General features: G+C 32.3%; 16 protein-coding genes. 9 read left to right on the top strand and 7 right to left on the bottom strand.

Annotation, left to right across the window (positions count from 1 at the left end; genetic code table 11):
• Positions 1–52: 52 nt before the first annotated feature.
• Together Q0891_RS13330 and Q0891_RS13325 are read right to left on the bottom strand one after the other, a co-directional pair.
• Positions 53–787, bottom strand: coding sequence for a geranylgeranylglyceryl/heptaprenylglyceryl phosphate synthase (locus Q0891_RS13330; RefSeq protein WP_299102329.1), 735 nt, complete (start codon positions 785–787; stop codon positions 53–55).
• The gene (locus Q0891_RS13325; RefSeq protein WP_299102327.1) at positions 787–1,413 is read right to left on the bottom strand and encodes a 4'-phosphopantetheinyl transferase superfamily protein; all 627 of its coding nucleotides are present in this window, start codon (positions 1,411–1,413) and stop codon (positions 787–789) included. The genes Q0891_RS13330 and Q0891_RS13325 overlap by 1 nt, the downstream gene beginning before the upstream one ends.
• A 132-nt stretch (positions 1,414–1,545) precedes the next feature.
• On the opposite strand from Q0891_RS13325, the gene ahcY reads away from it, so the two are divergent.
• Together ahcY and Q0891_RS13315 are read left to right on the top strand one after the other, a co-directional pair.
• Positions 1,546–2,862, top strand: a complete 1,317-nt coding sequence (gene ahcY / locus Q0891_RS13320) for an adenosylhomocysteinase (protein WP_299102325.1) — start codon at positions 1,546–1,548, stop codon at positions 2,860–2,862.
• Positions 2,863–2,974: 112 nt separating this feature from the next.
• A complete protein-coding gene (locus tag Q0891_RS13315) occupies positions 2,975–3,445 on the top strand; it encodes a DUF1569 domain-containing protein (RefSeq protein WP_299102323.1) in 471 nt (156 codons plus the stop codon).
• Between the two features lies 1 nt (position 3,446).
• Here Q0891_RS13315 and Q0891_RS13310 read toward each other — a convergent pair whose 3' ends face one another.
• Both Q0891_RS13310 and Q0891_RS13305 read right to left on the bottom strand, forming a co-directional pair.
• A complete protein-coding gene (locus Q0891_RS13310) occupies positions 3,447–4,217 on the bottom strand; it encodes a hypothetical protein (protein WP_299102321.1) in 771 nt (256 codons plus the stop codon).
• A 116-nt stretch (positions 4,218–4,333) separates the two neighbouring features.
• Positions 4,334–6,472, bottom strand: coding sequence for a S46 family peptidase (locus tag Q0891_RS13305; protein ID WP_299102319.1), 2,139 nt, complete (start codon positions 6,470–6,472; stop codon positions 4,334–4,336).
• A 79-nt stretch (positions 6,473–6,551) separates the two neighbouring features.
• Here Q0891_RS13305 and Q0891_RS13300 point away from each other — a divergent pair, with 79 nt between their 5' ends.
• The 4 genes from Q0891_RS13300 to Q0891_RS13285 all read left to right on the top strand — a co-directional run bounded on the left by Q0891_RS13300 (position 6,552) and on the right by Q0891_RS13285 (position 9,901).
• A complete protein-coding gene (locus tag Q0891_RS13300; RefSeq protein WP_299102317.1) occupies positions 6,552–7,694 on the top strand; it encodes a methionine aminotransferase in 1,143 nt (380 codons plus the stop codon).
• 69 nt (positions 7,695–7,763) lie between these two features.
• Entirely contained in the window at positions 7,764–8,282 is a 519-nt protein-coding gene (locus Q0891_RS13295) for a hypothetical protein (RefSeq protein WP_299102315.1), read from the top strand.
• A gap of 65 nt (positions 8,283–8,347) precedes the next feature.
• Complete coding sequence (locus Q0891_RS13290) at positions 8,348–9,016, top strand: hypothetical protein (protein WP_299102313.1); 669 nt, start codon at positions 8,348–8,350, stop codon at positions 9,014–9,016.
• A 108-nt stretch (positions 9,017–9,124) separates the two neighbouring features.
• On the top strand, positions 9,125–9,901 hold the full coding sequence (locus Q0891_RS13285; protein ID WP_299102311.1) for an amidohydrolase: 777 nt from the start codon (positions 9,125–9,127) through the stop codon (positions 9,899–9,901).
• Here Q0891_RS13285 and Q0891_RS13280 read toward each other — a convergent pair.
• Both Q0891_RS13280 and Q0891_RS13275 read right to left on the bottom strand, forming a co-directional pair.
• Entirely contained in the window at positions 9,891–11,450 is a 1,560-nt protein-coding gene (locus Q0891_RS13280) for an Ig-like domain-containing protein (protein ID WP_299102309.1), read from the bottom strand. The genes Q0891_RS13285 and Q0891_RS13280 overlap by 11 nt on opposite strands.
• 128 nt (positions 11,451–11,578) lie before the next feature.
• Positions 11,579–12,256, bottom strand: a complete 678-nt coding sequence (locus Q0891_RS13275; protein WP_299102307.1) for a ComF family protein — start codon at positions 12,254–12,256, stop codon at positions 11,579–11,581.
• Between the two features lie 70 nt (positions 12,257–12,326).
• Between Q0891_RS13275 and Q0891_RS13270 the strand changes: the two genes are divergently transcribed.
• Positions 12,327–13,232, top strand: coding sequence for a hypothetical protein (locus Q0891_RS13270; RefSeq protein ID WP_299102305.1), 906 nt, complete (start codon positions 12,327–12,329; stop codon positions 13,230–13,232).
• 77 nt (positions 13,233–13,309) lie between these two features.
• The gene (locus Q0891_RS13265; RefSeq protein ID WP_299102303.1) at positions 13,310–14,848 is read left to right on the top strand and encodes a glycine--tRNA ligase; all 1,539 of its coding nucleotides are present in this window, start codon (positions 13,310–13,312) and stop codon (positions 14,846–14,848) included.
• A 72-nt stretch (positions 14,849–14,920) separates the two neighbouring features.
• Here the strand turns inward: Q0891_RS13265 and Q0891_RS13260 are convergent, their stop codons facing one another.
• On the bottom strand, positions 14,921–18,364 hold the full coding sequence (locus Q0891_RS13260; RefSeq protein ID WP_299102301.1) for a hypothetical protein: 3,444 nt from the start codon (positions 18,362–18,364) through the stop codon (positions 14,921–14,923).
• 145 nt (positions 18,365–18,509) lie between these two features.
• On the opposite strand from Q0891_RS13260, the gene Q0891_RS13255 reads away from it, so the two are divergent.
• Positions 18,510–19,277, top strand: coding sequence for an exodeoxyribonuclease III (locus Q0891_RS13255; RefSeq protein ID WP_299102299.1), 768 nt, complete (start codon positions 18,510–18,512; stop codon positions 19,275–19,277).
• Positions 19,278–19,294 lie beyond the last annotated feature (17 nt).

Genomic DNA, 19,294 nt, shown 5'->3' with positions numbered 1-19,294 from the left:
ACAATAGGTTATAAATTGACTTCGACTGCCTACATTTACAATAGGTAAAAACTCAGTCTGATTTCTTTTTCAGTTCATTAAAGAAAGTTTCGTCTTCTTCAAAAGCGTTTCCAATAACTATTAAATCTGCACCAGCTTTATAAATTGCATTCATTGTCGCTTTATTTCTAATTCCTCCACCAACAATAAGTGGAATATTAATCTGTTCAGCTACTTTTTCAATGATATTAGTATCAATGGCGTGTGTTGCACCACTTCCGGCTTCTAGATAAATCAGTTTTTTACCAAGTAATTCTCCGGCTTTTGCTGTATGAACTATTTGGGTTATATCCTCTCTTTTTATTGGTTCAGTTTTACTAACGCGTTGCACAGATGTTTTCTTTCCATTTTGAATTAGGATATAGCCTGTTGGTATAACTTCAAGATTAGAATTTTTTAATTTTGAAACCGCTTCAACATGTTTTCCTATTAAATAATCTGGATTACGACCAGATAATAAAGAAAGAAACAAAATCGCATCCGCTTTTTGAGTTATTTGAGTGACATCGCCAGGGAAAATGACAACAGGTAGATTGGTGTGTTTTTTAATTTCAATAACTAAAACCTCAGTTGCATTTTCACGGACTTCACTTCCTCCAACAAAAATGTGAGTTGCTACGGATTGATTTACCTTGGCTATAAAGCATGAAACATTAGTTGGAGACATCTTATCTGGATCGATAAGAACGGCTAACAATTTTTCGTCCTTAGCTTTAGAGTTTATTATATTTAGGAATATAGTATTCATTAAGGGATTACGTATGCACAAGTAAATCCTTCAAATTCTAAAAATGCTGTATTATACCTGTACTTTTTATCTTTATAATCTATCCAAGCAACAGTAGTGCCATCTTTCATAACAAATGGAATGACAAGAAAATGTTCTTTAAATAACATGCCTGGCGTAGCAAAAAGTTTGTAGAGTGATTCTTTAATTCCCCAAATAACAGTGAGTTTATTTATGTAATCAGTATCAGTAGATTTTAAATAATTGTATTCATAATCTATAAATTTGTGAGCGATGACACCTATTTTATCACGCTGCTTTTCTATATCTATACCAACTTCTTTATCACTAACAATAACGCCAGCAAACGTAAAAGAATGCGTTACGGAAATTTGTTTACCATCTTTTAGATGAGGTTTTCCGTTTTCATCATAATACAAGTCATGATCTGAATAGCCAAATTCATGCAATAAATGTCTTACGCTTAAAAATCCTCGCTGATGAAGTTCACTTTTCATGCCTAAAACACGAGATAAACTTTGTGGTTTTAAGTCTAAAGGTTGAAATAAAGCATCGTAGGATTCTTCAATCTTCCAGATTTTAACAGTAGTTTGTGAGTTTACACTAATGGATTTGTACAGTGGCATTTAATATTCTGAATCCTAATGATTATCTTTGCATCGCCTAAGGCGAATTTGGCTTTTTTTAATATAGCGAATTTAGTTATTTAAGCCAAAAACCCAAAGGCAAGTACAATTTTAAAAAAAGATAAAAAAGATATGAGTACAAAAACTGTTGCTTACGTACCTAACAAGGTAAAAGATATGTCGCTTGCGGCTTGGGGAAGAAAAGAAATTAATTTAGCCGAAGCAGAGATGCCAGGTTTAATGAGTTTACGTGAAGAATATAAAAACGAGCAACCTTTAAAAGGTGCACGTATTGCTGGTTGTTTACATATGACGATTCAAACTGCGGTTTTAATTGAAACATTACAAGCTTTAGGTGCAGAAGTGACTTGGAGTTCTTGTAACATTTTTTCTACACAAGATCAGGCTGCTGCTGCAATTGCAGATGCGGGTACTGCTGTGTATGCATGGAAAGACATGACAGAAGAAGAGTTTGATTGGTGTATTGAGCAAACTTTATTTTTTGGTGAAGACAGAAAACCATTAAACATGATTCTTGATGATGGTGGAGATTTAACAAACATGGTTTTAGATAAATATCCAGAATTAGCTGATGGAATTAACGGTTTATCAGAAGAAACAACAACTGGTGTTCACAGACTTTACGAACGTGTAAAGAATGGAACGTTACCAATGCCAGCGATTAACGTAAACGATTCTGTAACGAAATCGAAATTTGATAATAAATATGGTTGTAAAGAATCTGCAGTAGATGCAATTCGTAGAGCAACAGATATTATGTTAGCAGGTAAACGTGTTACTGTTTGTGGTTATGGTGATGTAGGTAAAGGTACAGCGGCTTCTTTTAAAGGTGCTGGTTCTATTGTTACTGTTACTGAAATTGACCCAATTTGTGCATTACAAGCTGCAATGGATGGTTTTGAAGTGAAGAAATTAGAAACTGTAGTTGGAAATAGCGACATCGTTATTACTACAACAGGAAATAAAGATATCGTTAGAGCTGAACATTTTGAAGCGATGAAAGACAAAACTATTGTTTGTAACATCGGACACTTTGATAACGAAATTCAAATGGCTTGGTTAAATGAAAACTTTGGCGATACTAAAGATACTATTAAACCACAAGTTGATAAATATACGGTTAACGGAAAAGAAATTATTATTCTTGCTGAAGGTCGTTTAGTAAACTTAGGTTGTGCAACTGGTCATCCAAGTTTTGTAATGAGTAACTCATTTACAAACCAAACGTTGGCACAAATTGAACTTTGGAACAACAAAGAAGCCTACGGAAACGATGTGTATATGTTACCAAAACATTTAGACGAAAAAGTAGCAAAATTACACTTAGAAAAAATTGGTGTTGAGCTTACTGAATTAGCAGATTACCAAGCAGAATATATTGGTGTAACTGTTGAAGGTCCTTACAAGCCTGAGCATTATCGTTATTAATGTTATTCCTGCGAAAGCAGGAATCTTATTAATTGAAACCTAATTATAAATAAAACCCTTACAGAAATGTGAGGGTTTTTATTTTAATTATCTTTCGGTAAAATTAACCATAATGAAGGCATTAGATATTGCAGTTTTACAAAAGGCACTAAATGATATTGAGAGTTATTTACCGAATAGTGAGGTTATGAACTCTAAGATTTCAAAAGTTAAAGTCGCTTGGCATTTAGATCATAGTTTAAAAGTTTTTAACGCTGTTATAACTAATATGCAAAACTCTAATCCAGAATTATATAAAGATGATTTTAGCTTTTTAGGTAAGTTACTGTTAACATTTCGGTTTTTTCCAAGAGGAAAAGCGAAAGCACCAAAACATGTAATGCCATCAGAAACAATTTTTATAGATGATATAAAAACTCAATTGGTAAAGGCAAGACAGAACATTAAGTTAATTCCAAGTTTAGATAAAAACGCTTATTTTAAACATCCTTTGTTTGGAAATGTAAATACAACACGAGTTATTCAATTTTTAGATGCACATACAAATCATCATCTTAAGATTGTTAAGAGTATACTGAAATAGATTAATTACCTGTAACCAACAATCTTCTAGCGCCATTTATGCCACACTTCTGATATTTATGATAAGCTTGTGCAGCACGTTCTTTAACTTGACCATCAGTTTCATCTAATATCCAACCATCAATCGCAGATTTTAAAGTATAAGCTTCTGGAGCCATTAAACCTGTGGTCCAGATTAATGGATTGACTTTAGTTTTTTCAAAATAAGGTTTAAAGTAAGATTTACTGATGCATGCCAATACAATTGCATCGCGTTTTATATTATTAATAGGAGAAAAATTACCTTCTACGTTAAATTCCATTAAACCATCGTGGCCAACGTAAGATAGAAGACTTGATTTTCCGCCAAATTGTAATTCTGTTTCATTGTATGAAACAGAAATAGGGTTTTTTCCTGCTGTTGCTTCAATAAAATCTATGGTAGTTTGCTTTATATATTTTCCGTCATAAGCATCAGCAAGCATATAGGTATTGGATGTTTTGTGTTTAAATAAAAGACGCTCTAAAATATTTGGATTATCTGATGTAATAGTTTTTATCAATGACCAATCTTTACTGTTTTTAAAATGGGTTTTTACACCATATAATGCGCCCCAATATAAATTGTTTTTAGGGTCTTGGCCATTACCTATTTTACTTGGAACAGGAACTATGCCTTGATTTTCATTATCACATAAAGCGACAAAAACATGTACGGTTTTTATAGGTTTTTCTTGTTCGGAATATTTATTAATTGATAGTAGGCAAAAAATAGCGAGTAATATATTTTTCATATTTACGAAACGAAAAATAAATTGATTTCGTATTGAAATGTAAAAAGACCTCAAAGTTCAAAAAACAATGAGGTCTTATATTAAAAATGTATTAACTATAAACTAGTTACCAACAACTAATCGCGTTTCTTACGATTTTTCTTCTTCTTTTTCTTAGAACTAGAATCATCCTCTTTAGGATGCACCAAAGTCATTTCGTCAATTAAATGGGTGGCACCTGCATATTTATCGACAATAAAAAGGACGTAGCGTATATCTACCATAATGTTTCGGCAGATTTCTGAATCGTAGTTCATGTCGCTCATTGTACCTTCCCAAACACGGTCAAAGTTTAAACCTACTAAATTCCCTTCGGCATCAATAGCAGGACTTCCAGAGTTTCCACCAGTGGTGTGGTTGGTACCTAAAAAGCAAACTGGTACTTTTCCATTTTTATCTGCATATTGTCCGTAATCTTTAGCATCGTATAAATCTCTTAATTTTTGTGGTACATCAAACTCATAATCGCCAGGAATGTATTTTTCAATAACACCATCTAAATAACTCACAGGATTGTAATACACCGCATCTCTAGGCGAGTAACCTCTCACTTGTCCGTAAGTCACACGAAGCGTGCTATTAGCATCAGGGAAATAACGTGCATTTGGTAAGGCTTCCATTAATGCCGTCATATACTTAGTTTGTAATGCTGTAATTGGTTCGTTTTTTTGTTGGTATTCAGGATTTAGTGTATTAAAAAATTCATCAATAATTGGTTTTGCATACGCAAAAGCAGCATCATTGTTTAGGTTTTTTATAACGGTTTTTGCATCGCCTTCAAGTAAACTTAAAGCAGAATCTAAATTAGTGAAAGCTGTTTTATCATAGATAGAAGCATCAACGTCTTTGCCATATAAAGGCATCACATTGAGGTAAACACCTTTGTCTAATTCAGCGTTGTAATTTTTATGAATGCCTTGTAATTGACCAGTTAGAACTTCTTTTCCTCTTTCTAAATTATCAGGATTAGCAACTAGAGCTTGTTCAACTTGGTAAGCTCTAAAGGTCATTTGCATTAATTCATTGGTAATTAAAAAGACTTCAATAAAGTTTCTACGTTTAATATTTATTGGCGCGAAGTCCTTGTAAAGTCTATCAAATTCCGGAAGAATGTTTCCATATTTATCCTCTAGTCCTTTTTCTTTCAAGGCTTTAGTAAATGTAGCTTCAAATGCTTTTCGTTTTTCAACAGCATTACTTTTCTCAATACCTAAGTTTTCGCCAATCCATTTTTTCCAAGCATTCGCAATTCGTGCTTGTTTAGATGCGTATTTAATTCGTACGTCATCACTTTCTTTCATTTTTTGGTCAATGACTTTTAAAGCCGCTTCTCGTATGGCAATATTTGTAGGATTAAATTCTTTTGTAATATGCTCAATGGCAACAGCAGGTAAATACTCGCTTGTTGTTCCAGGGAAACCAAAAACCATTGTAAAATCGCCTTCTTCAACACCATCTAAAGACACTGGAAGGTAATGTTTTGGCTTATATGGCTTATTATCTTTACTATATTTTGCAGGTCTATTATTGGCATCAGCATAAATTCTAAACATAGAAAAATCGCCAGTATGTCTCGGGAAAACCCAGTTGTCTGTGTCGCTGCCAAATTTACCAATACTTGTTGGTGGTGCACCAACTAAACGAATATCTTCAAAACGTTCAGTAACAAAAAGGAAGTACTGATTACCTTCGTAAAACGCTTTTGTTTTTACATCTTGCCAAGCTTCTTTCGGCCAGGTTTTTAAAGCTGCGTTTGTGTTTTTTGAGATTAATGATTGCTTTTCAGTTTCCGTCATGCTATCAGTGATGCCTTTTAAAGCAACTTCTGTTACATCGTGAATACTGACAATAAATTCAATAAATAAACCTTTATTTGGCAATTCGTCTTCAAGAGACATTGCCCAAAAACCGTCTTTTAAATAATCGTTTTCTAAAGAGGAATGTGATTGAATTTGTCCAAATCCACAATGATGATTCGTTAACACCAAACCTTGGTCTGAAATCACCTCACTTGTACAGCCACCATTAAAGTGACCAATGGCATCCTTTAAACTAGAATTGTTAACATCGTAAATATCTTGAGCTGTTAATTTACTGCCCAAACTTTGCATTTCAGTTTCGTTCATACCTCCTAAAAGCGAAGGAATCCACATGCCACCTTGTTGGGCAGACACTTGAAAAACAAAGAATAATAATAGAATTTTTATAAAGCGCATAACCTATATTTTATTAGTTTTTGTAAAGATAGAAAAGCTTGTTTTATATCTTTAATGTTTTACTAGTTAAAGTATGCATATGAATCACCAATCAAAATTACCAGACGTAGGCACCACAATATTTACTGTTATGAGTGCTTTGGCGAACGAGTATAGTGCTATTAACTTGTCTCAAGGTTTTCCTAATTATCCGAGTTCTCAAAAATTGAATGATTTGGTAACCAATGCTATGAATAATGGTTACAATCAATATGCACCAATGGCAGGCAATTTAGATTTGCGTTTGGTAATTGCTCATAAATATGAGTTGTTGTATAAAAGCACCTATCATCCTGAAAAAGAAATCACAGTAACAGCAGGTGCCACACAAGCTATTTACACTATAATTTCCGCATTTGTAAGACCAAATGATGAAGTTATCATTTTTAAACCAGCATACGATTGTTACCAACCAGCCATAGAACTTAATGGTGGAAAAACGATTTCCATTCAATTATCTGCGCCAAATTATAATGTGAATTGGGATGAGGTGGCTTCAAAAGTTTCCTCTAAAACCAAGATGATAATTATAAACACACCTCATAATCCTAGTGGAACTATTTGGTCTAAGGATGATATGCTTCAACTTCAAAAATTAACCAAAGACACTGATATTATAGTATTAAGTGATGAGGTCTATGAGCATATTGTATTTGATGAAGCTCAACACCAAAGCACATGCTTATTTAATGATTTAAAGCAGCGCAGTTTTATAACGGCGTCTTTTGGGAAGACATTTCACAACACAGGTTGGAAAATTGGGTATTGCTGTGCGCCAGACTATTTAATGTATGAGTTTAGAAAAGTGCATCAGTTTAATGTGTTTTCTGTGAATCATCCCGCACAAAAAGGAATTGCCGATTATATGCAAGATGAATCAACGTATTTAGGTTTGAATACCTTTTTTGAGCGTAAGCGCGATTTGTTTTTAAGCTTAATTTCAGAATCCCGTTTTAAATTCCAACCTTCAAAAGGGACTTATTTTCAAGTTTTAGATTATTCTGAAATCACTGATGAATATGATGTTGATTTTGCCAAGCGACTCACTAAAGAATTCAAAATTGCGTCTATTCCACTTTCCGTTTTTAACGAAAATAGCAAAGATGATAAAGTGTTGCGATTTTGTTTTGCTAAAACTGACGATACCCTAATACAAGCCGCAAACGTATTAAAGCACATATAAGTTTTATATCAGTTAACATAGTTTTTAGCCTTGGTTTATATTGAAAATATAATTAAAAAATAAGAAACTATGAAAATTTTAAAGAGACCAGCGATACTTTTATTACTTATTGTTTTTGCATCATGTGGAAGCAGTCAACGAGTTATTACAGATGATGGCAAAGTGTATGAAGTGGAGAAAAAAGCCATAAAAAGTAATGGTGTAGATGTTACTGATGATTTAAGTGCGGCAGAAAAAGCATCCATAAATAACTTGATTAAGGAGAAAGAAGAAGTGAAAAAGGCTTATGATAAACAGTATGAAGAATTAGAAAAAGCTATTGAAAAGCAAAAAAAGGTTAAAGAAGAAGCTGAAAACAATCAGAAAAAATTAGAAGAAAAATTAAAAAATTTAGAATCTTATCTTGAAGAAAAACAAGATAGCAGAGATGATTATGCGACTGCGAAAGAGCGTTATAATAACAAAAAAGCTAAGTTTAAAAAACTAAAAAAAGAAGGTAAACTCTCTCCTAATGATATTGAAGATTGGAAGGGAAAATTAAAAGATTTAAAGGACAAGGTAAGAGAAGCAAAAAACAGTTTAAAATAATTAAAACAAGCTGTTACCTTTTGTAATTTTGTGTGTCTTAATACTGAACAATTAAAACAAAAACAATGAAATATTATATCGTCTTATTATTCTTAAGTTTATCACTTTCAACATTTGCACAAGAGGTAACAAAAGAAGGGAAAATTTACGAAGTAAAAAACGAAAAAATCTTTTTAGAAGGTGTTGACGTTACCGAAACTTTAAAATTAGAAGAAAGAACTTTAATTTTTAAAGAGGCTGCTTTAATTACGGAAAAAATGAAGGCTGCAGAAATTGCCAAAAAAGCAGAAGAGAAAGCAAAAATGGAAGCAGAAGCAGCACAGAAGGAATTAGAAGCAGCTAAAAAAACTGAAGAGAAGGCAAAGATTGAAGCTGAGAAGTTAAAAAAGGAAGAAGAGAAGGCTCAAAAAGAAGCTGAAAAGCTAAAGAAAGAAGAAGCAAAGGCCTTAAAGGAAAAAGAAGAATTAGCTGAAAAATTAGAAAAAGAGACTAAAAAAGCAGAAAAGGCACAGAAAAAAGCCGAAAAAGAGCAAAAGAAGGCAGAAAAAGCTATTAAGAAAGAGGAGAAGCTTCAAAGTAATTTTGAGAAAGCAGAAAGCAATCTTGAAAAAGCACAAAAGAAGTACGAGAAGCTTAAAAGAAAAGGTAAATTATCTCCAGTTGACGAAAACAAATGGATGGATAAAATTGAAAAGTTAACAGATAAAGTAACTAAAGCGAAGAGCAAACTATAATAAATAATAGAGTTCTATTATTGAGCGCGCTAAAACAAAAACTTAGGTTTACGTTTTAGCACGCCTTTTTTATGCCTTTTTCTTAAATGTAATTTGTAATTTTAAAATATGAATACAGATTTAAAAGTAGCTCTTATTCAAACCGAATTGGTTTGGGAAAATCCATCAGAGAATAGGCGAATGTTAAATGATAAGATAAATGCTGTTTCGCAAGATGCAGACCTTATTGTTTTACCAGAAATGTTTACATCTGGTTTTACTATGAATCCTGAAGCTGTTGCAGAAACTATGGAAGGTAAAACCATAGTGTGGCTTAAAGAAAAAGCGAAAGAACACCAAGCTGCAATTATGGGAAGTTTGGTAATTGCAGAAAATACTAACTATTATAACCGCTTGGTATGTGTAGAGCCTTCAGGTAAAATTACGAGTTACAATAAACGTCATACATTTACTTTAGCAGGCGAACATAAAGTTTATACAGCTGGTACCGAAAGGGTAGTTTTTGATTATAAAGGTTGGGAAATTTGTCCATTGGTTTGTTACGATTTACGGTTTCCAGTTTGGGCAAGAAACACAGAAGATTATGATTTGTTAATCTACGTAGCCAATTGGCCAAAAATAAGAATTGATGCTTGGGATGCTTTACTAAAAGCCAGAGCTATTGAGAATATGACGTATTGTATTGGTGTTAATAGAGTAGGGTTAGATGGTAATAATTATCAGTATTCAGGCCATTCTGCGGCTTATGATATATTAGGAAAACGATTAAGCAATCTATCTCACAATGAAGACACTATAGAAATTGTAACTTTAGAAAAAGCTGCGATTAAAAAATACAGAGAAAAATTAAATTTTCTTAATGATAGAGATGATTTTAGTCTGTAAATTGAAATTCTATAATCCAATCAAAATTTGCTCTAACTTCCTCAATTGGTTCAGAATATATAACTCTTTCTGGTTGAATACCTAATAAGAAATTTCCAGTATCAAATATCTTATTTTTATTAGTATCCACAATTACACGCAATTCATATTTACTAGGAGAAAGGTCTGTAAAATCTACTACAGGAGAATCACTAGCATATTTCTCATATTTTATGTCTCCTTTACTATTTATTAATTGTACAATTAATGGGAGTTTTGCATTTCTAAGGTTTACTCTAATATTTCCGTATTCAGATTTTAATTTGGTATTTAATGAATAAATTAAAGTGTCTTTATGTGTGTCATCATAAAAATCGGTTAGAGTACCTGGTAATAATCTAAATTTATAGGTTTGTCCTTCTTGTTTATCAATCAGAAATTTATATCTGTTGTAAATTGAATCGTATTTTACAGTGTAAGGAACAGCTAAGGAATCTTTATCAATAAGAGTTATTTTGGTCGTATCAATTTTTGATAAAGGAATATTACCCTCTAAAGAAAAATCTTCATTAAAATTTAATGTACCTGAAAGCAAAGATTTTATTTTTAACGAATCTTTTTTTATGGTTCTAAAGCGATGTTTAAAGGTATCAACCTTTACGCCGTTTGTAACGATGAAAAACGTGGAGTCTGCTTCAAATTTTGGTTTATACCAATAGTAAAGCGTGTCTGTTTGTGTATCTTTTATTTTTCGGGTTTTATAATCGTTTGGTTTTTCGCCTAAAACACTTATGCGAATATCTTCATAGCTTCCTTCGTACGGAAAAATAATTCTAGATTCGCCATCTTGTATAGGCTTAATCGCCTTAAAGTTTACTTTCTCGTTAAAGAGTTTTAATTTATAAGTTGTGTCTGTTGGTACAGTAATAAACCCTTCGTGAAAACCAATCTTATCCTTTTTTTGATTGAATAGGTAATTGGAATTTTCATCCTTTAAGGCAATCAACTTGTAAGTGCCTGCTTTTATATTATCAATACTAAATGTTGTTACACTATCTAGCGTATTAGTGATGTATCTTGGTTTTTCTTTAAATACTATAGAATCTGAATAAGTAGAGTCTTTTTCATAAAGCATCACAGAAATAAATGTGTCTGGCTCCTTGAGTAATGCATCTTCTACAAAACCCTTTACTGACAGTGAGTCAATAACATTTCCTGTAGAAAACACATAGCGATAATACGGAAAAGGATTACTTTCATTATTATCTACAATACTTTCTCCAAAATTAAACGCATAAGTCGTATTTGCTTTTAGCGTATCTATGATTTTAATGGTAATAGTTTTACTTGCTCCACTTGCAGGTGTAACAATAGGTGTATTATCCATAGGTGGAGAAATAATAAGCTGTTTTCTAAGATCCTTTATTTTTACATACTCGTTAAAATTAATAATGATCTCATCGCTTTTAAAATTTGTTGAATAATTTTCTGGTTGCGATTTTAAAATTTCAGGTGGTTCAGTATCTATTTCGCCTCCATTAGGTGTACCACGATTTGCACAACTGGCCAAGGTTATTGTAAGTAAGACAAGATAAAAAATTCGTATTAAAGGTACACGCATCTATTCAATATAATTTAGCACAAAGAAACAATATTATTACTCAAATTCAATAAGTTTAAAGCATTGAAACGAAAAAATCAATCTGCAATTGCCATTGTAGCAACACTTAACTTAATATTATCAATTTTTAACAAAACGGTAGTACATGCTTCTATGGTTGCGCCACTTGTTATAATATCATCTACTAACAATATGTGCTTACCCACTAAAGATTTATTTTCAGAAATATCAAAAATGGCGCCATCATTGTTCCAACGCGTTATACGTTCTTTAAAGACTTGCGTTTTAGTTGATTTAGTTTTAATAAGTACAGTGTCGTTATAATCTGCATGTAATGCTTTGGCAATATTTTTTCCAAATTTTGCCACTTGGTTATAACCACGTTTTCTAAGTTTAGTTTTGTATAAAGGCACAGGTATAACAACATCAATATCTGCATAGTCATCTATAGTCGCTAATTCTGCACCAAACCATTGGCCAAAAAAAGCACCAATTTCTTCATGACCACGATACTTTAAATTATGAAGTATTTGTTGCACAATTCCTTTTTTAGAAAAATGCAATAAAGCCGAAGCATTTTCTAATTTAACTCTACCGTAAAGTATTTTTTTTACAGCCTCTGGATTGTCAAAATGATAATTGGTTGTCGGTAAATGATGTCTACAAGATGTGCATAAGGTGATCTCATTATCTGATAAAGACGAGTTGCAAGCTTCACAAACCTTAGGAAAAATCAAGTTTAACAAGTATTTCATCACTTAATCGATTAAAACAATACTGGTTTATAAATAATTATAATTTCGCATTAAATTAAGAAAAAAATTAATGATAGTTAACCCTCAATTATTTAACTACAGATTAATTATAAGTTCTTTATTGGTCGTTTTAACTGTTTTAGGCATATATAGCTATACTAAATATAAGTCTAATGAATCCTACGAAGCATTTTTAAAACAAGAAAAAGTTTTGATAGAAACTGAACTGTCAGAATTATTATCGAGTTACGACGATTTAAGCAAAGACTATAATCTTATGGCTTCGCAGCTCCAAGAAGCTAAATTAGAAACTAGGAATGCCCTAGATTCTTTAAGATTATTAAATAGTGATTTACCAATTATCACTAGGTTTAAAGATCAACTTATAGTTTTAAGGTCTAAAAGTAAGGTGCTTTTAAACACCATAGATTCTTTGAATTCTGCGAATATAAAATTGCAGTCAGAAAATCGTTATGCTTTAAACACAATTAAAAACAATAAGCTAGAGATTACTGGTTTAGAGGAAATTAATGGTAATTTATCTGCTGCTAATGATTCTTTGCATATTTCAATCGACAATGCCGCCATCTTAAAAGCGAGCAATCTTATTGCGCAATCTTACAAATTAAAGTCAGGTAAAAAACGATTAACAGAACGTGCTAAACGTGCTAATGCTATCGATGTTTGTCTTACTTTAAATGAAAATCCATTAACATCTAAAGGAAAAAAAGATATTTATATACAAATTGTTGGTCCTGATGGTAATGTGGTTTCAGATAAAGGCGAAATTACTTTTGGTAATACTTCGTTAATTTATAGTAAAAAGGAAATTATAGATTATAAAAATGAAAACTTAGAAGTTTGTACAGAAATTGTAGCGGACGAGGATGATAAGCCATTTCAAAAAGGCTATTATTTTATCAGTGTATTTCATAGAAACGATAAGTTAGGAGGTACCAGTATTCTCTTAAATTAAAAGAAGAAATTAATTAACGATATAATTTTTAAAAAACCGTTCTGTTAATCAGAGCGGTTTTCTATTTTTGCAACATTATGGCAAACGAAGATCAATTTAAAAAGGTAATCTCTCACGCAAAGGAGTATGGTTACGTGTTTCAGAGTAGTGAAATCTACGATGGACTAAGCGCAGTATATGATTATGCTCAAAACGGAGTAGAATTAAAGAAGAATATTAGAGACTATTGGTGGAGAGCTATGGTACAGATGAATGATAATATTGTAGGTCTTGATGCTGCAATATTTATGCATCCTACAACTTGGAAAGCTTCTGGCCACGTAGACGCTTTTAGCGACCCCTTAATAGATAATAAGGATTCTAAAAAACGATATAGAGCAGATGTTTTAGTAGAAGATTATTGTGCTAAAATTGAAAACAAGATAGAAAAAGAAGTTAAAAAAGCACAAAAACGTTTTGGCGACGCTTTTAATAAAGAAGAATTTGTTTCTACCAATGGTCGTGTTGTTGGTTATCAAGAAAAAATTGATACTATATTAAAACGTTTAGGTCAATCTTTAGAAAAAGAAGATTTAGCAGATGTTAAGGCTTTAATTGAAGAGTTAGAAATAGCTTGTCCTTTAAGTGGAAGCAGAAACTGGACAGACGTTAAGCAATTTAACCTAATGTTTGGGACTAAATTAGGCGCTTCAGCAGAATCTGCTATGGATTTGTATTTAAGACCAGAAACAGCACAAGGTATTTTTGTAAATTTCTTAAACGTTCAGAAAACAGGACGTATGAAGATTCCTTTTGGTATTGCACAAACAGGTAAAGCATTTAGAAATGAAATTGTAGCAAGACAATTCATTTTTAGAATGCGGGAGTTTGAACAAATGGAAATGCAATTTTTTATTAAACCAGGTACTCAAAAAGAGTGGTTTGATTATTGGAAAGACGCACGTTTAAAATGGCATAAGTCACTTGGTTTAGGAGAAGATAATTACCGTTTTCACGATCATGAAAAATTAGCACATTACGCAGATGCAGCTACTGATATAGAATTTAAATTCCCATTTGGTTTTAAAGAATTAGAAGGAATTCACTCACGTACTGATTTTGATCTTAAACAACACGAAGAATTTTCAGGTAAAAAATTACAGTATTTTGATCATGAAGATAACGCAAGTTATACACCTTACGTTTTAGAAACCTCTATTGGTTTAGATAGAATGTTTTTAGCGGTATTTTCTAATGCTTTAATGGAAGAAGAATTAGAAAACAATACAACAAGAACAGTTTTAAAGTTACCAGCAGTGTTAGCACCAACAAAAGCAGCCATTTTACCTTTAGTTAAAAAGGACGGTTTACCAGATGTTGCCAAGAAAATTGTTGAAGATTTAAAGTGGGATTTCAACGTTACTTACGATGAAAAAGATGCAGTAGGTAGACGTTACAGAAGACAAGATGCTAACGGAACACCATTTTGTATCACAGTAGATCATGATACTTTAGAAGATAATTCAGTTACTATACGTCATAGAGATACTATGGAACAGAAGCGTGTTAAAATTGAAGATTTAAAAGATATTATAAAAGCTGAGGTTGATGTGAAACATTGGCTCCAGAAGATGTAACACTAATTCCTGCGAAAGTAGGAATCTCAAAATAAAAACGCCCAAACTTAATTGTTTGGGTGTTTTTTTGTTCTAAAAATAAGCTTTCAACTGAACGGTTCCTGTATGAATGGTTTTTGAAGTTTCAGATTTTCTTCCGAAGTAAGTTAAATTTAAATCTAAATATTTAGTTAGTTTTTTCTGAGCTAATAAACTCCAAGTATAGTTTTTACCAGCTTGTAGACCTTCTAACATTTGGTAACCAACAGGTGTGTTTGTATCACCTTCAAAATCATTTTGAAAGAAATTAAACTCACCTGTTAATGCTATTTTCTGAGTGCTATTGTATGTGAATGATAAACCGTAATTATTCTGAGCTAAGGACTCTAAACTACCAATGGTATTTTCTTTTGATGTGTATTGGTAAAAGACATCAAACTGCGCATTTTCGCTGAACAAATAACTCAGTTTAGGTTTAAATTGGTAGTTGTCTATAGTGTAATTTCGGCTCGTGTAATTTTCACTTCTGCTATCGTCTGTTCCTAAACTTGCTATGGAGTTTACTAGCCAGTTCGCATTAAATTTATGAGTAAAATTGAGTTGATGACTATTCGTTTTGTTTTGCTGAAATCCTATAGATAATAGATTACGGCTCTTATTGGTTAAAAAGGTATAAGACGTGGTGTAGCGTTGTTTTCCTCTATTTAAAAACAACACATTCCTTAAACTGTAATTTAAGGATACATAGTCTTCAGTGTCTAAATCGTCTTTTAAAGCTTCAAACGGATTTAAGTTAAAAGAATTTCCATTTTTAAAGGTTTTACTATCCACAATAAAAGAGGCTTGGTCATAGAAATGCGACCAAAATTGTTTCGATTTGTCTTTAGAAACACTCCAGATTTGCGGATTTATAGTTACCGTTTGCCCAAATCTATTCTGATGCGTTTGCACATAAACTTGATTTGGCAATAAGACTCTAATATAACTGCCTTGGTCTGCAAATTGCGCAATTTCAAATTCGTCTAATTCTTGAATGTTGTTTTCATTATAATCTATCCATGTGTAAGCTCCTTGACCAGCTTCTACTTCAACATAAGTAAAATCTTGCTGTGCTAAGGTGCCAGAATTGGTTTCAAAATTTGTGTTAAGAATAATAAGGTTTTTGAATAATTTCTGATTAAAAGTTAAGCGGCTGTTTAAACTTTGTTCATCCTCTATATTAGTGTCCTCAGACTTTAAATCTCTATAATTAGCATACAATTGAAGCGTTGTATTTTTATTCTGAATTAATCTCGAATTTAAATAATAGGTATTAGAGCTATTAACACGTTCTAGACTATTGTTGCGTAAACTGTCATTAAAACGTTTTATATACCCGACTTCTGCAAAAACTTTAGTGCTATCTCCAATACCAACAAAAGCTTCGTAGGCTTTATATTTTTGACTCAAAGGAGTTAGTGAATCATTAGATATTGCGCGTTGTTCGTTGTCTTCTGTAGAGAATTTTACGCCAGCCCATTTTTTGTCTTTTCCATATACAACGCTATTAAAAGACCTTACAAAAGTGGATTGATTTATGGTGCTTTCATTATTTAAAACACTAGAGTTTGAAAATATTTTAAAATTTCCCAAATGCAAATTGGCTGCAATGTTATGACGATTTCCATTAAAGTTTTCAGAATAGTTGAGATGTTCAAAATTATAAGTAGCATAACCTTTTTTTAAATGCGATAATTTTAAGCCAGAAGTAAAAAGAAGTTGGTTGCCATAGTCAATATTACTATCATCTGTGATTTCAGAGGTATCTAAATTCCAATCACGATTAAATTCTGCTCTGTACAAACGTTGAATGGTATTAAAATTTTTCTGAATATAATCGGCATCAACAAGAGCAGAAAGATTCCAGAGACTATCCGATTTAATTAAATTTTGTTTCAATGTAAATTTTCCAGCATAACCATCATTGTTGGCATCATCTAAACTCGAAAATAAATTCTCATCCTTTTTACTTCCTGCTAATTCAAAAAAGACAGCTGTTTTTTCGCTTGGTTTATATTGACCATTTATAACGGCAATTTGTAAACGTTCTGGTGCTATTAATTGTGTAATAGGTTCGTAATTTCCTTGCGGAACACCTGCAATTGGCGCAATGTATTCATAAATATTAGTAATAGCATTGGTATTGCTTAGTATATAATTTCCTTGGTTGGTACCAACTAATGTAAAACGAACATTGTACAATTCGTCTTCAGGATCATTAGAAAACACAAAAATTTCTTCAGTGCCAAATACTTCTTTTTTATAGAGAATTCGGTTTTCAGAATAGGAGGTTAGGGTTTCAGAAGGTGCTGTCATTAAATCTACATCATCTCCTGCTTCAGCTAAAATTTGGGTTTGTTCTGTAGATAAGTTTTGTTGTAAAGGTTGATTTTTAGCATCACTCTCGGAATACACAGAAACATTCAGTTTTAATTTTTTGGTTTCATATTTGGCACCTCCAAAAACGGTAAATCTTGAGTAATTCCGTTCGCTAAACTGGTAATCTACTGTAATTCGCATTTCGGAAGTGATAGGATATGTGGAATTAAAAATAATTTCTCCAGCATTGTAATCAATAATATAATCATTGTTTTCGCCACGTTCTAAAGGTACTCCATTGACGTAAACGGTTTCACTTCCCGAAACCACAAGGACATACAATTCATTATTAGATCCACGTAATTTGTATGGTCCTTGGTTACCCTCTTCTGCTGTAAATTGTGTGGTTGTAAATTGACCTCTAACCAAAGCACCAGAAGCAAAAACGGAGGTTTTTTCACTTAAATTAGCATTGACTAGTAAGCCTTGCACACGTTTAGAAAAATTAGCGAAATAACTATTAGTGTTTACTAAATCAATGTCTCCTGCTCTTATATTCCAATCGTCACTATAGAGTTCAATAAACACTTGGTCAAACTCATCTAAACGTTGCGAATACCCACTTTCTTGCAGCGGAATATTAGCATCTTGAATTGAAGCACGTAGTGAAACTTTATCGCTCAATTTACCTGAAATCTGTAAATCGAGTTCACTATTCAGTACTGAGTTTTGATTGTTTCCTATCGTTACACCTCTCGAAATGCTTCCAGACGTGGTTAAGCCATCAAAAGGCGTATACGTACTTTTATTAGAAGCGTTTTGTAACGTATACAATTGTTGATTTTGAGACGAACGGTCTACAATAACACCATCATCTAATTGTCTATATACTTGAGTTAAAAATTTAGGATAACGTAAGTATTCAATATGAATTGTATCGATTTCTATTGGTTGCTTAAACCGTAAAATGGCTTTTGCAAAATCAACCGAATACAACGTAGAATCTATGAGTTTGTTGTCTTTTGTTTTAACTTTAAATCTCGAAGGATTAATGCTAATGGAATCAATTTTAATCGAATCTGAAACCGCTACTTTCTTTTGCCTAAGATTACTATCCTGCTCTTGAGAAAAACCCAAAAATGTGGTAAGTAATAATATAATAAGTAACGAATTCTTCATGTATTGTAATAACTGCGGAATACTTAAATTATTTTATCGTTAAAAGCAGTATAAATTTATAGGGTAAAAGTACAGTATTATTTAATTTAGCAGTTCACGGAATGTTTAACTTAAAAAGAGATTTTTACTAAGGTAGAAAATGGGTATGAAAATAGTTTCTTATAACGTCAACGGAATTAGAGCAGCTTTAAAAAAAGGTTTTATAGAATGGTTAGTAGCAACAGATGCAGATGTAGTTTGTCTGCAAGAAATTAAAGCTATGGAAGAACAACTAGACCTGAGTTTATTTACAGAAGCGGGTTACGAGTATAATTATTGGTTTAGTGCACAGAAAAAGGGTTACAGTGGTGTTGCGGTTTTATGTAAAACGAAACCGAATCATATAGAATTTGGTACTGGTATTGAATCTATGGATTTTGAAGGTAGAAATATTCGTGTAGATTACGATGAGGTATCTGTAATGAGCATGTATTTGCCATCTGGTACCAATGCAGCTAGATTATCTCATAAGTTTGAATACATGGATTTAATACATGATTATTTAAACGAATTACAAAAGGAAAAGCCAAACTTAGTTGTCTGTGGCGATTATAATATTTGCCATGAAGCTATAGATATCCATAACCCAAAAATGAAAGGTGTTTCTGGTTTTTTACCAGAAGAGCGTGAGTGGCTTGGTAATTTTATAGATAGCGGATTTACAGATAGTTTTAGATACTTGCATCCAGAACGTCAGGAATATTCTTGGTGGAGTTACAGAGCAAACTCTAGAGCAAATAATAAAGGTTGGCGTTTAGATTATGCCATGGTAAGCGCACCTTTACAAGATAAAATAAAACGTAGCGTTATCTTAACAGAAGCCGTTCATAGTGATCACTGTCCTATTTTATTGGAATTGGATGTTAAATGCTGAAATCAAATTTTAAAAAA

This window comes from uncultured Winogradskyella sp., from assembly GCF_947498005.1.
Classification (GTDB): Bacteria; Bacteroidota; Bacteroidia; order Flavobacteriales; family Flavobacteriaceae; genus Winogradskyella.
The sequence above is the reverse complement of the archived record's forward strand: the minus strand, read 5'-3'. Positions and strand labels throughout refer to the sequence as shown.

What these genes read in the sequence shown, in the direction of transcription:
- Q0891_RS13310 (WP_299102321.1), bottom strand. Translation starts at nt 4,217, where the DNA reads ATGAAAAATATATTACTCGCTATTTTTTGCCTACTATCAATTAATAAA.
- Q0891_RS13270 (WP_299102305.1), top strand. Translation starts at nt 12,327, where the DNA reads ATGATAGTTAACCCTCAATTATTTAACTACAGATTAATTATAAGTTCT.
- Q0891_RS13255 (WP_299102299.1), top strand. Translation starts at nt 18,510, where the DNA reads ATGAAAATAGTTTCTTATAACGTCAACGGAATTAGAGCAGCTTTAAAA.
- Q0891_RS13290 (WP_299102313.1), top strand. Translation starts at nt 8,348, where the DNA reads ATGAAATATTATATCGTCTTATTATTCTTAAGTTTATCACTTTCAACA.
- Q0891_RS13285 (WP_299102311.1), top strand. Translation starts at nt 9,125, where the DNA reads ATGAATACAGATTTAAAAGTAGCTCTTATTCAAACCGAATTGGTTTGG.
- Q0891_RS13265 (WP_299102303.1), top strand. Translation starts at nt 13,310, where the DNA reads ATGGCAAACGAAGATCAATTTAAAAAGGTAATCTCTCACGCAAAGGAG.
- Q0891_RS13300 (WP_299102317.1), top strand. Translation starts at nt 6,552, where the DNA reads ATGAATCACCAATCAAAATTACCAGACGTAGGCACCACAATATTTACT.
- Q0891_RS13260 (WP_299102301.1), bottom strand. Translation starts at nt 18,364, where the DNA reads ATGAAGAATTCGTTACTTATTATATTATTACTTACCACATTTTTGGGT.
- Q0891_RS13275 (WP_299102307.1), bottom strand. Translation starts at nt 12,256, where the DNA reads ATGAAATACTTGTTAAACTTGATTTTTCCTAAGGTTTGTGAAGCTTGC.
- Q0891_RS13330 (WP_299102329.1), bottom strand. Translation starts at nt 787, where the DNA reads ATGAATACTATATTCCTAAATATAATAAACTCTAAAGCTAAGGACGAA.
- Q0891_RS13295 (WP_299102315.1), top strand. Translation starts at nt 7,764, where the DNA reads ATGAAAATTTTAAAGAGACCAGCGATACTTTTATTACTTATTGTTTTT.
- Q0891_RS13305 (WP_299102319.1), bottom strand. Translation starts at nt 6,472, where the DNA reads ATGCGCTTTATAAAAATTCTATTATTATTCTTTGTTTTTCAAGTGTCT.
- ahcY (WP_299102325.1), top strand. Translation starts at nt 1,546, where the DNA reads ATGAGTACAAAAACTGTTGCTTACGTACCTAACAAGGTAAAAGATATG.
- Q0891_RS13325 (WP_299102327.1), bottom strand. Translation starts at nt 1,413, where the DNA reads ATGCCACTGTACAAATCCATTAGTGTAAACTCACAAACTACTGTTAAA.
- Q0891_RS13315 (WP_299102323.1), top strand. Translation starts at nt 2,975, where the DNA reads ATGAAGGCATTAGATATTGCAGTTTTACAAAAGGCACTAAATGATATT.